This window comes from Bacillus sp. 205(2023) (assembly GCF_037027485.1).
In the GTDB taxonomy this organism is placed as follows: domain Bacteria; phylum Bacillota; class Bacilli; order Bacillales; family Bacillaceae; genus Bacillus; species Bacillus halotolerans.
The window spans coordinates 1-255 of the sequence record NZ_JAXCHF010000049.1; the positions used below are offsets into that span (position 1 = coordinate 1).

Consider the following 255-nt stretch of genomic DNA (forward strand, 5'->3'; position numbering starts at 1 on the left):
GGTTCTCTGCCTGCAGTTTCTCTAATTCGGAAGAATACTCCGGACCTTTTCCGTAAGTGTATTGCTTACCAACAGGCTGTTCAAATCGATGTGTATCCCCAGCCTTATGCCATCTAACCCATGTCTGGATCTGTGTCTTATTCTTAATTTTTAATTTCTCCATGATCTCTTTCATAGGCACGCCTGCCAATCTCATTTCTACAGCCTTCTGCTTAACTTCAACCGGATAACTCACTCTTGTCCCCATAGAAAAAA

General features: G+C 42.4%; 1 pseudogene. It reads right to left on the bottom strand.

The annotated features are described in order from the left end of the window. Window positions 1-247 (bottom strand): annotated as a pseudogene (locus tag WA325_RS21350) (IS3 family transposase); the annotation flags it as partial. Window positions 248-255: the final 8 nt, after the last annotated feature.